This window comes from Streptomyces qinglanensis (genome assembly GCF_900111245.1).
Classification (GTDB): Bacteria; Actinomycetota; Actinomycetes; order Streptomycetales; family Streptomycetaceae; genus Streptomyces; species Streptomyces qinglanensis.
This window is the reverse complement of sequence record NZ_FOGO01000003.1, coordinates 237354-250330: the sequence shown is the minus strand read 5'-3', so window position 1 is coordinate 250330 and position 12977 is coordinate 237354. Positions and strand designations below refer to the sequence as shown.

Sequence of the window (12977 nt, the reverse complement as noted above, 5' to 3'; positions counted from 1 at the left end):
TCTCGTAAGGGTAGGGTCCGGTTCCATTACTGCCCCGTGGCGGCGCGGGCGTGCTGCGGGCCGCGGCCGCGGGCGCAGGCGCCCGGTGCGCGGCGTGGCCGGGTTCCTGCGCTCTGCCTCCGCGGAAGTGATCCGCCGAGCCCGGCGGCCGGGCCGGGCCGATCCGCTCCCCGGGGACGGCGTCGTCGGAGGTCAGGCGCCTGGTGCGAAGGGTGGCCGGACCGCGCCGCTGCGACTGGTCGCCGAGGTCCGGGGGTGGCGTCGGGGTGATCGGAAGAAACAGGCAGCTTGTCTGATTACTGACGTTGCGGCCTGTGTGTTTCGTTACATCTGGAATGAGACCCCGTCAGGGCGGGTTGCCCATCCGTGCGCGCGCACCCGTCCGCGCACACGGCCCCCTCGGACCCCTGACGCCCCGTCGTCCCCACCGCCTCCCGGGCAGCGCACTGTTCCCGCCGTCAGCGGCGCACCGCGCGGTTCGGGCCGGGAAGGGCGTGCCACCGCGACAGCCGATCAGGGAGACTGAGACCTCCGCAGACCGTGAGGAGTTCTCGCACCGATGGCCAGCCCCCGCCCGGGTTCCGCACCGCGTCAGCCGACGATCGCCGATGTCGCACGGGCCGCCTCCGTCTCCCGCACCACGGTCTCGCACGCGCTCAACGGGCTCGGCAAGGTCGACCCCCGCACCCGCGAGCGGGTCAAACGCGTGGCCGAGGAGCTGGGGTACCGCCCGAATCTGCGGGCCCAGCGGCTGCGCCGCGGGGAGGCCAAGGCCATCGCACTGCTGTCCTCGATGCCGCTGGCGGTGGCCGGGGGGCCCTCCCGGCTCGGGTTCTACATGGAGGTGGCAGCAGCCGCCGCCGAGCACGCGCTGGCGCACGGCTTCGCGCTGGTGCTGCTGCCGCCGGGCGAGTCGGGCGCCGGGCTGGCGACGGTGGACGTGGACGGAGCGATCGTCGTGGAACCCGGGGAGGCGGATCCCGTCGTCGCCGAGCTGGCCCGGCGCGGGCTGCCGTGCGTGGCGCTGGGCCGCCCGCCGGGCGCCGATCGCGAGCCCTGTGTCGACCTCAACGCCGAGGCCGTCGCCGCACTGCTGCTGGACCACCTCTCCCGGCAAGGGGCCCGGCACCCAGCGCTGGTCACGGCTGCCGGTTCCCGGTCCTCCGCGGTGGAGGCGCGGGCGGCCTACGCGCGGGCCGCCGAGCAGTACGGATGGCGGCCGGTGACGGCGGTCGCGGAGGAGTCCGGCGGCGAGCAGGCAGGCCATGACGCGGTCGCCGCGCTGTTGCGCGACCATCCGCGTACCGACGCGCTGTGCGTCCTGGTCGACGCCTTCGCGGTGGGCGCGGTGCGGGCGGTCCGCGAGAGCGGGCGCACCGTCCCGGACGACGTCATGGTCGTCACCCGCTACGACGGACTGCGGGCCAGGACCTGCACACCAGCGCTGACGGCCGTCGACCTCCACCTCGAACAGGCCGCCGCGGCAGCGGTCGAACTGCTGCTGCGACGACTGCGCGACGAAGCGCCGTGTGCTTCCGTGCGGGCGCCGGACCCGACGCTGGTGGCGCGTGCGTCCTCCAGCCGCGGGCCCGGCGCCGCCGACACCTAGGTCCCGCTCAGATCCCCAGCATCAGCACCAGCCCGGACACCAGCGCGAAGGCCAGTACGGCCAGGCGCAGGCGGCGCGCGTCGAGCCGGTGGTGCACGTACCGGCTCAAGGCGGCCCCGGCGGCCAGCGCGGGCAGCACCCAGAGCACGGTGCCGAGATGGTCCGCCCGACCGCTTCCGGTCGCGAACAGCAGCGCCAGTGAAGCGATCTCGCCGACCAGGAAGCAGACGGCGACCGTGGAGCGCAGTTCCGCGGGCGGCCGGTGCTGGTAGACCAGCGCCAGCGGTGGGCCGCCCACCCCCGTGGCCGTCTCGGTGACGCCGGTGACCAGTCCGGCGCCCAGATAGGCGGCGCGGCCGGGAGCGAACTCCGGTGCCGCCAGGCTGACCAGAGCGGCGAGCACGGTCGCGGCTCCGACGAACAGACCGAGGTCGCGTTCCGGGATCGCGGTCAGCAGCAGCAGCCCCGCGGGAGTGGCTGCCAACCGGGCCCCGGTGATCCAGCCCGCCCCGCGCAGATCCAGGCTGGACCGCTCCCGCCAGGCCACATACAGATTGAGCGGAATCATCGACGCCAGCAGGAAGACCGGCAGCAGCTCCGGGTCCACCAGACCGGCCACCGGGGCCACGATGAGCGCGAAGCCGAGTCCGCTGGCACCTTGCACGAAGGCCGCTGCGGCCACCGTCGCAGCCAGCAGCGCGAGGAGTTCGCCGCTCATCGGCCCACCCCCGCGGTCCGGTGGCCGCGGGCCGCGCCGTCCGGTCCGCTCCGTCGTCGGCTGCCGCCGATCCCGTCGTGTCGTGGGCTGGCGCAGGCTGCGCCGGTCTGTCGGCTGCCGCCGGTTCCGCCGGTCTGTCGGCTGCCGCCGACCGGGGCATTCGCGCTCATCGGGCGGCCTCCGTCGAGGGCCGGTGGACCCGGACCACCGGTGCCCGGTCCACCACCGCGCGGGCCGACTCCCGGGCCCGTGCGACCAGTTCCGGCCCGTCCCAGTCCACGGGACGGCCGTACCACAGGCGCAGCCGCCCCGCGGTGAAGACCGCGGTGATCTGGTCGCGGTTGCCGCGCCGCACCAGTTCCCACGGAAGGTCGTGCGAGGGGCACATCTCCGGCCCTGTGAGGTCGACGAGCAGGAAGTCGGCAGCGGCGCCCGCCGCCACCACGCCCGTCCGCACGCCACCGGCTCCCGGCCCCGGCCCGCCGTCCAGCCCGACGGCGTCGGCGCCGAGCCGGGTGCCGTGCTCGAGCCAGGTCCGGCCGCCGCCGCAGGAGGAGTCCCCGGCAGCCAGGCCGTGGGCGAGGCGCTGGGCGGTCTCGGCCGCGTCGAGCAACCGGAAGGCGTCCCCGCGGGTGCCGTCGGTCCCCAGCCCGAACCGGATCCCCTCCTCGGCCATGGTGAGTGCCGGTGCCACCGCGTTGCCCTTCCAGGCGCTGGCCACGGGGTTGTAGCTGACGGCGGTTCCGGTGTCGCGCAGCAGGGCGAGTTCGTGCGGGGTGAGCAGGGTGGCGTGCGCGGCGAGCAGGTGCGGGCCGAGCACACCCAGTTCGTGCAGATGCTCCAGAGGGCGTGAACCGTGCCGCAGCAGGGAGCGTTCGACCGCGGCCAGGTGCTCGTTGACGTGGATCTGCAGTACCGCTCCGGCTTCTGCGGCCAGGTGCGCCATGGCCCGCAGAGTCGGCTCGCTCGCCGCCTCCGGTATGGAGACGGCGAGCGAGGGATGCACCAGCGGGTCGTCCGCGTAGCGCGCGAGATGCTTCTCCGCCCGCGCCCGCACCTCCCGCGCCGTTCCGGTGCCGCCGCTGTCCGCGCCCTGGTCGGCGTCGTTGCAGATCTGTCCGAGCACGCAGCGCAGCCCCGCGTCGCGGGCGGCGCTCGCCACGACGTCCACGTCCACCGGGGCCCGGGTCCCGGCTTCGGCGACGGTGGTGAATCCGCCGCGCAGCGCCTCCAGAGCGGCGAGCTTCGCGGCCACGTACGCCGACTCCTCGTCCAGCGCGCCCTCCAGCGGCACCCACACCCGGCGGAAGATCTCCGAGGGCTCCCCGAAGGCCAGCGCGGCGCCGAAGCTCTGGGTGAGGTGGTGGTGGGCGTCGACGAAGCCGGGCAGCAGCGCCGTGCCGGGCAGCCGGACCGGTGTGAGGTGCGGGAACTCCCGGACCAGCCGGGCCGCCGGTCCCACGGTGCTGAACTCGGTGCCTTGTACGACGACCGCGTGGTCGGCGGCGGGTCCGCCGGGCAGCAGCAGGGTCTCGGGGGCCAGCAGCAGGGGCTCGCCGTCGCTCCGCGCGAGGGAGCCGGGTGCGGGAAGGTGCAGGGGATGCATGGTGTCCTTGCCATCGAGGTGTTCGCGGTCGTTGTCGGGGTGTTCGAGGCCGCACAGGTCGGCCCGCGAAGCGGCGCCGAGAGAGCCGAGAGAGGGGTGCGAGGTCAACGGGTGGGGGATCGGTCCCCTGCGACAGTGGTCGCCCCGGACTCCGGTGTCTCCGGCATCTCTGCCGTCTCTGCCGCCTCTGCGGCGGGGCGGGTGCGCCAGGGCACGCGGTGGAAGAGCGCGTGCAGCAGGGCCGCGCTGAAGGCGCCGACTGCGACCCCGCTCTCCAGCAGGATCCGCAGGTTCGGGGGCAGGTGGTCGTACACACCGGGCACCAGGATGGGCAGCAGCCCCAGCGCCAGGGCGACGGCGACGATGAACGTGTTGGTGTGGTCGTCCAGGCCGCTGCGGCCGAGCATGTGCACCCCCAGCACGGTGATCACGCCGAAGACGACGAGAGCGGTGCCGCCCACGACCGGCTCGGGGATGGCGTTGACGATCCGGGCCACGGGCGCCAGGAAGCCGATGGTGATCAGGACGAGGCCCGCGGCGACGGTGACGAAGCGGCTGCGCACCCCGGTGATGCGGACGATGCCGATGTTCTCTCCGCTGGTGACCATCAGCGGCAGCCCGAAGAACCCGCCGGCCAGCGAGACGACGGCATCCCCGCGGATGGTCCGCGGTGCGTCACGGCGGGCGTCCGGCTCCTTGCCGACGGCCTCGCTGTTGATCACGGTCTGGCCGGTGGCCTCGGCCATCGAGGCGAGGCTGTAGACCAGCAGCGGCAACGAGGCGAGCAGGCTGAACTGCGGGGTGCCGAAAGGCATCAGCTCCGGTGCGTGCAGCAGGGCGCCGCCGCCGGTCGCGGCCGGTTCCACCCGGCCCAGCAGCGCCGCCAGCCCGGTTCCGGCCAGCAGCCCGAGCAGGACGGAGAGCTGACGCAGCGTGCCGCGCAGCAGCCCGTAGGCCGCGGCGGTGCAGCCGACCGTCGCCAGGCCGAGGAGCAGGGCGCGCGGTTCGCCGAAGTCGCTGCTCCCGGGGCGCCCGGTGACCAGCAGAGCGCCGACCTTCACCAGGTTCACACCGACGATCACGATCATCGTCCCGATGACCAGCGTGGGGAAGAACCGCAGCAGCCGGGAGAAGACCGGCAGCACCACGAAGTAGAAGACGGCGGTGATGAGGACCGCGCCGGTGGCCGTGCGCAGGCCGTGCTGCTCGGCGATGGAGAGGAAGAGGATCAGCGGGGCGCCGCCGGGCAGCATCACGAACGGCAGCCGAGCCCCGATGCCCCAGGGGCCCAGCGACTGGAGCAGTGAGCCGAGCCCGGAGAGCACGAAGGCGGCGGACAGGAGGTTGGCCGTGAGCGCCGGGGTCAGGTGGAGGGTGGAACTGACCAGGAAGACGCTGGAGATGGGCGTGGCGGCCATGACCAGCACGTGCTGGATGCCGAACAGCAGCATCCGGTGTATCGGGCGGGGGTCGTCGACGGGGTGTTTCGGTGGGCCGTCGGCGCCTGCCGCGACGGGGTCCGGGCCAGGGTGAAGAGCGTTGCGTAGCGACACGGTCGGGCTCCGTTCCGGGTTCGACTCGCTCGGTTCCGCCTGCGTGTCCGGGCCCGGACGGTGGCCGGATCGCAGGGGCCAAATCGATTTGGCCGTCAGTATGGGCGGCGCGTCACGGCGCGTCAACACATCGCTCGGGGCTCCGGCGCGATCCTGCGCCACCGCACGGCCGAGCCGATCCGGTGGCCTTCCCTGCTGCGCGGGCGGGGGCGCCTCGCTCTCGGCGCCTGCCCATGCGGACGTCCGTCGGCGGCGACCGGGGGCGAGTGGCGGCCGGTCGTCCCGTACCGGCAATTGGGGCCCGACGCACCTTTCGCCGCGAGGAGGAGAACCGGTTTCGCCGCGAGGAGGGGAACCGGTTTCGCCGCGAGGAGGGGAACCGGGCCGGCCGCTCGTGCCGCCCCGTGTTCACCGGGACCGGCGCCGCGCGTGGGGGAGCGCGGCGGGCCGGCCGCGGTTCCAGCGGACCCGGCCCGAAGTGCCCGCGCCTGTGCGCAGACGCGGGCACCGGGCGGAGGAGCGGGTCAGTCGCCCGCGGTCACCCGCACGTAGTCGACGGTCATCTGCTGCGGGAAGTTCGTGGAGCCGTCCGGGTCGCCCGGCCAGTAGCCGCCCACGGCGAGGTTGAGGATCAGGAAGAACGGCTTGTCGAACACCCACCGGTTGCCGCCTGCATCGGCGGGCGTGCGCGTCTGGTAGACGTTCCCGTCCACCGACCAGCTCACGGAGCCGGGTGACCAGTCGATGGCGAAGGTGTGGAAGCCGTCGGCGAACGCCTCGCCGCCGGGCAGGGTGTACCCGGCGCCGATGCCGCCCGATCCGGAGTAGCCGGGGCCGTGCAGGGTGCCGTGCACGGTGCTCGGCTCGAAGCCCACGTTCTCCATCACGTCGATCTCGCCGCAGTCGGGCCAGCCGACACTGCCGATGTCGTCACCGAGCATCCAGAAGGCCGGCCACATGCCCTGGCCGCGCGGCACCTTGATGCGTGCTTCGACATGGCCGTGGGTCTGGGTGAACCGGCCCGCGGTGTTCAGCCGTGCCGAGGTGTACTCGCACCTGCCGTACCAGCACTGGTAGTTGCCGGGGTTCTCCTTGCGGGCGGTGATGACCAGATGGCCGTTGCCGTCGAGCGCGGCGTTGCCGGTGCCCGCCGTGTAGTACTGCCGTTCGTGGTTGTCGACGTTGTCGCCGGTCTCGGTCTGCCACTTGCCGCTGTCGACCGGGGCGCCGGCGGGGCCGTCGAACTCGTCGGAGAAGGCGACCGCGCGGGGGCCGCCGGAGGGGTGCCGGGTGTCCACGGCGTCGGCGGACGCCGTGCCGGGCAGCAGTGCGGCAGTGAGGCAGCACAGCAGGGAGGCGCCGCACGCGGCGATGCGGCTTCGGCGGGAGAGTCTCACGTCAGCCCGTCCTTTCGTGGGGGAAGTGGACGTTGGGCCTGCACATGACAAGCGAATACCTGCGGAGTGCGTCCGCGACGTCGTCCGCGTGCGGCAGGCCACAGGCTTTCTTGATGACTTGTTGTAAGTGCGCCGGATCTGCCCGTCAAGGCTTTGGTCCAGACCGGATTGTCTTCAAGGAATGACGTCGAGTGCTTCCCGCACTCCCGCGCTCGACCTGTTCGGCCGTCCCGTCCGGCGGGCCGGGTGGCGTCTTCCGGCCTGTGGGGAACCGTTCATGAACTGCGGTTTCCGCGCCCGGAGTCCCCGCGTTGCACGCTTGCCGCACCGGCTGGGCAGCCGCACGGTTCCGGTGCCACCTGTTCGACATGTGTCCAGCGCATCTGACGGACGCCGAACCGGAGTCCCGGGCCCGTGAGCAGGAGCGCGTGCGGCGGGCCGGATCCGTGAACGTGCCGCACCCGCTGATGGATTCGGGCCGCGGCGGGCCGTCGGCCCGGGATGCTCCCGTACCCGGAAGCCGGGAGGGCTCCGCCTGTGCGGAGCCCTCCCGGCCGGTGCCGCGGGGGCATCTCAGGTGCGGACCAGCTCCCGGTCGTCGTCGGCGTCCGGGCCTTCACCGCCGCCGTCGGCACCGGCGCGCAGCCCCTCGCCCTCGATGTCGACGTCGGGCAGCGCCCGGTCCAGCCATCCGGGCAGCCACCAGGCCCGCTTGCCCAGCAGTGCCAGGACCGCCGGGACGATCGCCATGCGGACGACGAACGCGTCGAAGAGGACCGCGGTCGCCAGGCCGAAGCCGATCATCTTCACCATCGACTCGCTGGAGCCGATGAACCCGGCGAAGACGGCCATCATGATCACCGCTGCGGCCGTGACGACCCGTGCGCCGTGCTTGAAGCCGGTCACCACCGCCTCGGTCGGCTCCTCGCCATGGACATGGGCCTCCCGCATCCGCGTCACGAGGAACACCTCGTAGTCCATCGCCAGTCCGAAGACGACACCGACCATGAAGATCGGCATCATCGACATGACCGGGCCGGTCTGCTCGACGCCCATCAGACCGGACAGCCAGCCCCACTGGAAGACCGCGACGACCGCGCCCAGCGCCGCCAGCACGCTCAGCAGGAAGCCGAGCGCCGCCTTCAGCGGGACCAGGATCGAGCGGAAGACCACGATCAGCAGCAGGAACGCCAGGCCCACCACCAGGGTCAGATACGGGACCAGCGCGTCGTCGAGCTTCTGGCTGACGTCGATGTTCATCGCGGTCGAGCCGGTCACCAGTACTTCGGCGCCGGTGCTGGACTTCAGGTCCGGGCCCGTGCCGCGGATGCCGTGGACCAGGTTCTCGGTCGCCGTGGACGACGGCTCGGAGCTGGGGACCACGGTGACGATCGCGGTGTCGCCCGCCCGGTTGTACTTCGCGGGGGCGACCGCCGCGATGTCGTCCAGGCCCTTGATGTCCCCGGTCACGGCCGCGACCGCGCCCTCGGGATCGTCACTGGCCTCGGCGTCGACCACCACCGTCAGCGGACCGTTGAAGCCCGGGCCGAAGCCCTCCGACAGCAGGTCGTAGGCGCGGCGCTGGGTCGTCGACGTCGGCTGCGAACCGTCGTCGGGCAGCCCCAGCTCCAGTGCGGACGTCGGGATCGCCGCGGCCCCGAGGCCGACCACCCCGAGCAGCAGGACGGTCACCGGCCGGCGCACGACGAAGCGCGCCCAGCGCGTCCCCGCGTTCGGCCGCTCCGCGCCGGAGGCGGCCTTCCGCGCGGCCCGCCCGCCGCCCAGCAGCCGGCTCTTCTCGCCAGCGGGCTTCACCCGGCGGCCGACGTAGCCGAGCAGGGCCGGGACCATCGTCAGGGCGATCAGGACCGCGACGGCGACCGTGCCCGCGGCCGCGACCCCCATCTTGGTCAGCATCGGTATGTTGACCACCGACAGGCCCACCAGCGCGATCACCACCGTCAGGCCCGCGAAGACCACCGCGGACCCGGCGGTGCCCACGGCCCGGCCGACGGCCTCCTCGCGGTCGCGGCCCTCGGCGAGTTCCGCGCGGTAGCGCGAGACGATGAACAGCGCGTAGTCGATGCCGACGGCGAGCCCGATCATCATCGCCAGCGTGGAGGTCGTGGACCCCAGCTCCAGCGTGCTGGCCAGCGCGGTGATCGTGGCGACCCCGGTGCCGACGCCGATCAGCGCGGTCAGCAGCGGCAGTCCGGCCGCGAGCAGCGAGCCGAAGGTGATGATCAGCACCACGGCGGCGACGGCGATGCCGATGACCTCCGTCGCTCCGGTCTCCGGAGCCGCGGTGAGTGCGTCCCCGCCGACCTCGACCGTCAGTCCGGTGTCGCGCGCGTCCGCAGCGGCCGCCCGCAGGTCCTCCCGGGTGGAGTCGGCCAGCTCCATGCCGGAGGACTCGTACGCCACCGACGCGTAGGCGGTGGTGCCGTCCCGGCTGACGCTCTTGGCCTGGTACGGGTCGGCGACGGAGGCGACCTCCGGACCGCCGGAGAGCTCCTTGACCGTCTGCTGGACCGCCGCCCGGTTGTCGGGGTCGGTCATCTTCTCGCCCGCGGGGGCCTTGAAGACGACGCGCGCGGTGGCGCCGTCGGCACTGCTCCCGGGGAAGCGCTGCTCCAGCAGGTCGAATGCCTTCTGGGCCTCGGTGCCGGGGATCGAGAACGAGGTGCTGCCTGCGGCGGGCGCACCGGCCGCGCCGATCCCGGCGACCGCCAGCAGCGCCACCCAGAACAGGGCGACGAGGTGCCGTCGCCGGAAGGCGAGGCGTCCGAGTTTGTAGAGGAACGTGGCCACGACGGCGTACTCCCGGTCTGTCGTGCGGTGTGAGGGCAGGGTCGATCAGCCCGACGACGTGAGCGGTGACGTCAGGTGGAGGGGAACGGGCGGGGTGATGGGCAGGCTCGTCAGCGAGCCGGCACGCCGAGGGCGGGGAGCACGACGGCGTCGATGTAGGAGGCGAGGAACGCCTGGGTGGGCGGCTGGTCGTCGATCAGCGCGCGGGTGGCGAAAGCGCCGATCAGCATGTGCACCACGTACTCCAGCGCCGGGTTGTCCGCCCGGACCTCGCCCCGCTCCACGGCCCGCCGCAGTACCCGCTGGAACTCCGCCATCTCCGGCTCGATGAGCAGTTCCTTGAACGCCTGCAGAAGGTCCGGGTTGTGGTGCACCGCCATGAACAGCCCCCGCATCAGTGCGGAGTTCTGCTCCATGGCGCAGTCGTCCTCGCGCGCCACCAGAGCGTGGAAGTCGCCGCGCAGGGACCCGGTGTCGAGGTCCCCGGTCCGGCCCGGCTTGCTGTGCCGGACCGCCTTCGCCACCAGCTCCGGCTTGCCGCCCCACTGCCGGTAGAGGGTCGCCTTGCTGGAGCGGGTGCGGGCCGCCACGGCGTCCATGGTGAGGGCGTCGTAGCCGACTTCCCGGAGCAGGTCGAGCACGGCCTCGTACAGCTCGGCCTCGCGCTCGGGAGTGATCCGGCTGCGGCGCGTCGCTGTGCTCTCCGTCATGCCTCCCTCTCTTCCCGCTCCGAACGAAACGGTTTCGTACAGAAGACAGTACGCCATCCTCGCTAGCGAAACGAAACGGTTTCGTACGTGTTCTGGGTCACACGCGTGCCGCGCGCCTGCGGTGGAATGGTTCATCCTCCGGCGAGGAGAGACGACAGAACATTTTCTGGAGATTTGAAGATATTCAGCAGCTCGCCGGTGCTCCCTAGTGTCGAGCACATCAACCCCCGGGCGCCGGGCCGGAGAGAGACCCGGAGACGCCCGGACAACCCCAGGGAGACCCCCATGCGTGCTGTCATCCAGGAGTCCTTCGGCGGCCCCGAGGTCCTGCGGGCCGTCGAGACCGACCGCCCCGTCCCGCTCGGCGGCGAAGTCCTCGTCCGTGTCCGGGCGGTCGGCGTGAACCCCGTGGACGTCGCCGTCCGAGCCGGGGCGCTCCCGCTGCTCGGCGAGCCGCCGTTCGGCGTCGGCTGGGACCTCTCCGGCACCGTCGAGGAGGCGGCCCCCGGTGCCCGGTTCCAGCCCGGCGACGAGGTCTTCGGAATGCCGTTCTTCCCCCGCGCCGCGGGCGGCTACGCCCAGTACGCGGTCGCACCCTCCCGCCAGGTCGCCCGCAAGCCCGCCGCCCTCGACCACGTGCACGCCGCCGCCGTCCCGCTCGCCGGCCTCACCGCCTGGCAGGGGCTGGTGGACGCGGCCCGGATCGAGGAGGGGCAGCGGGTGCTGATCCACCGTGCGGCGGGCGGCGTCGGCCACCTCGCCGTGCAGATAGCCAAGGCCCGCGGCGCCCACGTGATCGGCCTGGCGAGTGCGGCCAAGCACGACTTCGTGCGGGGCCTCGGCGCGGACGAGGTCATCGACCACCGCACCACCGACTTCACCGACGTGGTCGGGGACCTCGACGTCGTCCTCGACTCCAACGCCGACGGACTGCGCTCGCTGTCCGTCCTGCGGCCCGGCGGCACCCTGGTCACCATCATGGAGCACTGGAACCGGGAACTGGCCGCGAAGGTCGAAGCCGCGGGCCGCACCTTCGCCGGGATCTCGGTGGAGCCCGACCACGCCTCGCTCGAAGCGCTCGCCCGGCTCGTCGACGCCGGCCGCGTCCGGCCCCGGATCGCCCGGACCTTTCCGCTGGCGGAGGCAGCCGCCGCGCACGAGCTGGTCGGATCCGGCCAGGTCCAGGGCAAGGTCGTCCTCACCGTCGACTGACGGCGAGCCATGGCACAGGCCGTAGGGTGGACGCCCGGCGGCGCCGGGCACGCGGGCACGGACCCGGGGGAGGCCCAGTCCCAGCGGGCCAGGGGCCATGGGAGGGGAGGGGAGGGGAGGATGGACATCCTGACCGAGGCGCTCGGTTCGATGCGGACCGGGCGGCCCACCTCCGTGCGGACCGACGGCCGCGCCCCCTGGGGCCTGCGCCTCCCCCCGGTCGCCGGTGCGGGCTTCCACGTGGTGCTCTACGGCTCCTGCTGGCTGGTCCCGCTGGCGAACGCCCCGCACCTGGCCCCCCTCGCGCTCAGCGCCGGGGACGTGGTCTTCCTCCGCGACGGTCCGGGCCACATCCTCGCCGACCAGCCGGACACCCCTGCCGAGGCGGAGCGGCCCGAGCAGTTCCGCCCCGGTTCGCCACTGGGAACCCTCACCATCGGCGGCGACGGCCCCCGCACCAGCCTGCTGTGCGGCAACTACCACCTGGAACAGGGCCGCCCGCATCCGCTGGTGGGCAGGCTCCCGGAGGTCGTCCACCTCGCCACCCGGCACGGCCGCCACCCCGAGCTGACCGCCGCCGTCCAGTTGCTCGGCGCCGAACTGGAGAACCCGCGCATCGGCTCGGCCGGCATCGTGCCCGCACTGATCGACTCGCTCCTCCTCTACATCCTGCGCGCCTGGCTGGCGGAGCAGCCCCCCTCGGACACCGGTGGCTGGGCCACCGCACTCGCCGACCCCGCCGTCGCCCCCGCCCTCTCCGCCCTTCACCAGGACCCGGCAGCGCCGTGGACCGTGGAGACGCTGGCCCGGCGCGCGGGCCTTTCCCGCGCGGCCTTCGCGCGCCGCTTCACCGCACTGGTCGGCGAGCCTCCCATGGCCTACCTCACCCGTTGGCGGATGATGACCGCGGCGCGCCTGCTGCGCGACTCGGGGGCACCGCTGACCACCGTCGCCGCCCGTACCGGATACGGCTCCGAGTACGCCTTCGCCAAGGCGTTCAAGCGGGCCTACGGACAGGCCCCCGGCCGGTACCGCCGCGCGGCGCGAGCGGCCTGAGGGGCTGCCCGGAAACGTTCCGGCACTCCCGCGGCCGGGCGCCCCGGCTGCGGGAGTCCGGCGCGTGCGGCGGACCGTCCGGGTGTCCGGGGCCATGGCGCCGCGTCCGCGGGGTAGACGACAGCCATGACACGATCCGGCACCCCGCCCGCAGCCACCGGCCCCGACGCCACGCCTGTCGCAGCGCGACCCGGGGAACACGCCCGCGCCCGCTGCGCATAGCCTGGTCACGGCCCCTGCGCCGCCGCCGAGCAGCGCAGCGGCGCGTCCCGCCCCCGGGCCGCGGTCCGGCCCGCACGAACAGC

Annotated in this window: 9 protein-coding genes; 3 read left to right on the top strand and 6 right to left on the bottom strand. The window is 73.4% G+C overall.

Translation table 11 applies throughout. The annotated features are described in order from the left end of the window. Positions 1–559: 559 nt before the first annotated feature. Positions 560–1609, top strand: a complete 1050-nt coding sequence (locus BMX65_RS08185; protein ID WP_074999491.1) for a LacI family DNA-binding transcriptional regulator — start codon at positions 560–562, stop codon at positions 1607–1609. 7 nt (positions 1610–1616) lie between these two features. On the opposite strand, the gene BMX65_RS08180 is transcribed toward BMX65_RS08185, so the two are convergent. The 6 genes from BMX65_RS08180 to BMX65_RS08155 all read right to left on the bottom strand — a co-directional run bounded on the left by BMX65_RS08180 (position 1617) and on the right by BMX65_RS08155 (position 10404). Continuing rightward, positions 1617–2327, bottom strand: a complete 711-nt coding sequence (locus tag BMX65_RS08180; protein ID WP_074999490.1) for a sulfite exporter TauE/SafE family protein — start codon at positions 2325–2327, stop codon at positions 1617–1619. Between the two features lie 166 nt (positions 2328–2493). Beyond that, on the bottom strand, positions 2494–3933 hold the full coding sequence (locus tag BMX65_RS08175; protein ID WP_074999797.1) for an amidohydrolase family protein: 1440 nt from the start codon (positions 3931–3933) through the stop codon (positions 2494–2496). 104 nt (positions 3934–4037) lie between these two features. Then, positions 4038–5384 (bottom strand): uracil-xanthine permease family protein, encoded by a 1347-nt coding sequence (locus BMX65_RS08170; protein ID WP_074999489.1) that lies wholly within the window; start codon positions 5382–5384, stop codon positions 4038–4040. 626 nt (positions 5385–6010) lie between these two features. Beyond that, positions 6011–6883 carry a glycoside hydrolase family 16 protein gene (locus BMX65_RS08165; protein WP_107437426.1) on the bottom strand — a complete coding sequence of 291 codons (873 nt, stop codon included), beginning with the start codon at positions 6881–6883 and terminating at the stop codon, positions 6011–6013. 573 nt (positions 6884–7456) lie between these two features. Beyond that, positions 7457–9694 carry an MMPL family transporter gene (locus BMX65_RS08160; RefSeq protein WP_074999488.1) on the bottom strand — a complete coding sequence of 746 codons (2238 nt, stop codon included), beginning with the start codon at positions 9692–9694 and terminating at the stop codon, positions 7457–7459. Between the two features lie 110 nt (positions 9695–9804). Next, positions 9805–10404 carry a TetR/AcrR family transcriptional regulator gene (locus BMX65_RS08155; protein ID WP_074999487.1) on the bottom strand — a complete coding sequence of 200 codons (600 nt, stop codon included), beginning with the start codon at positions 10402–10404 and terminating at the stop codon, positions 9805–9807. A gap of 285 nt (positions 10405–10689) precedes the next feature. On the opposite strand from BMX65_RS08155, the gene BMX65_RS08150 reads away from it, so the two are divergent. Both BMX65_RS08150 and BMX65_RS08145 read left to right on the top strand, forming a co-directional pair. Beyond that, positions 10690–11616, top strand: coding sequence for an NADP-dependent oxidoreductase (locus tag BMX65_RS08150; protein WP_074999486.1), 927 nt, complete (start codon positions 10690–10692; stop codon positions 11614–11616). A gap of 120 nt (positions 11617–11736) precedes the next feature. Beyond that, positions 11737–12672: an AraC family transcriptional regulator gene (locus BMX65_RS08145; RefSeq protein ID WP_074999485.1), complete on the top strand. Its 936-nt coding sequence runs from the start codon at positions 11737–11739 to the stop codon at positions 12670–12672. The last annotated feature ends 305 nt before the right edge of the window (positions 12673–12977 follow it).